This window comes from Streptomyces sparsus, assembly GCF_054776295.1.
In genome coordinates this window covers 1-1703 of record NZ_BAAHCA010000986.1, presented here as the reverse complement: position 1 = coordinate 1703, position 1703 = coordinate 1, and the positions used below count along the sequence as shown (strand labels likewise).

Sequence of the window (1703 nt, the reverse complement as noted above, 5' to 3'; positions counted from 1 at the left end):
CCCCGACGGCCGGCCACGCCGGGGGCGGCCGCCGGGCCGGCCCGCTGCTCGCCCGAACGCCTACTCGTGGGCGGCGATCAGGGGTTCGAGCGGGGCGTCGGGGAACTCCCGCTCGAAGGAGCTGGTGTGCCACCTGTTGGGGAAGAGCCCCAGGTGGACACCGTCCCTGATGCGCACCATGGCCTCGCCGTGCACCAGGCGGGAGCGGTTGAGGGCTTCCGCGCCGGCCTTGTCGGTCGCCCGGGCGAGGCTGTACCCGAGCGGTTCCAGCCGTACCGCGGCCCCGAACTCGTTCTCCATGCGGTGCTGCACCACGTCGAACTGCATGGGTCCGACGGCGGCCAGTACCGGGGCCTGCTCGCCGCGCCGGTCCGAGACGAGCACCTGCACCACGCCCTCCTCGTCGAGTTGGGCGATGCCGCGCCGGAACTGCTTGGTCCGGCCGATGTCGGCGGGCCGGACCACCGCGAAGTGCTCTGGCGCGAACGTCGGCATCGGCGGGAAGACAGCCGGCTTCTCCGCGTACAGGGTGTCGCCGACGCGCAGCGAGGCAGCGTTGACCAGGCCCACCACGTCACCGGGGTAGGCGAGTTCCACCGAGGTGCGGTCCTGGCCGAAGACGCTGTGCGCGTACTTCGTCGCGAACGGCTTGCCGGTGGCGGCACGGGTCACCGTCATGCCGCGCTCGAACACACCGGAGCAGACCCGCATGAAGGCGATGCGGTCGCGGTGCGCACGGTCCATGTTGGCCTGCACCTTGAACACCAGTCCGGAGAACGGCGCCTCGACCGGACGCACGCCACCGCCCTCCAGGGGACGCGGTGCGGGCGGGGGCGCCAGGTCCACCACCGCGTCCAGCAGCAGCCGCACCCCGATGTTGGACAGGGCGGCGCCGAAGAACACCGGCGTGGTCACGCCCGCCTCGAACGTCTCCCGCTCGTGCTCTCCCCCGGTCTCCACCAGCAGCGCCAGCTCCTCGACCGAACGGACCCAGTCCTCGCCCTCCTCGTCGGCGGCCCGGCCGGCGTCCACCACCTCCTCCAGCGCCTCCTTCGAACCGCCGGGCGTGCGGGTGTAACGCAGCATGCGCCCGGGCTCGCGCACGTCGACCAGGCCGCGCAGGTCACCGGCGATGCCCACCGGCCAGGTCACCGGGGTGGGCTTGAGACGGAACTCCCGCTCGATCTCGTCGAGCAGCTCCAACGCTTCCAGCCCCGGCCGGTCCCACTTGTTGACGAAGGTGATCACCGGGACGCCGCGGTGCCGGCAGACGTCGAACAGCTTCCGCGTCTGCTCCTCCAGGCCCTTCGCCGCGTCGATCAGCATGATCGCGCAGTCCACCGCGGCCAGCACCCGGTAGGTGTCCTCGGAGAAGTCCGAGTGACCCGGGGTGTCCAGCAGGTTCAGCACCTGCCCGCGGTGCTCGAACTGCATCACCGCCGACGTCACCGAGATCCCTCGCGCCTGCTCCATCTCCATCCAGTCCGACGCCACCCCGCGCCGGCTCCCCTTGCCGTGCACCGCGCCCGCCGACTGGATCGCGTGGGCGTGCAACGCCAACGCCTCCGTCAGCGTGGACTTGCCCGCGTCCGGGTGGCTGATCACCGCGAACGTCCGACGACGCGCCGCCTCCTCGGCGGGCCTGCCGCTCACCGCGCACCGCCGCACACCGCGGGGCCGGCGTCACGCACGGCGTTCTCGTG

The 1703-nt window shown here is 72.3% G+C and carries 1 protein-coding gene; it reads right to left on the bottom strand.

The window, feature by feature from the left end; all coding sequences use genetic code 11:
* Positions 1-60: 60 nt before the first annotated feature.
* Positions 61-1653, bottom strand: a complete 1593-nt coding sequence (locus tag ACYVE9_RS25615; RefSeq protein WP_461030272.1) for a peptide chain release factor 3 — start codon at positions 1651-1653, stop codon at positions 61-63.
* Positions 1654-1703: the final 50 nt, after the last annotated feature.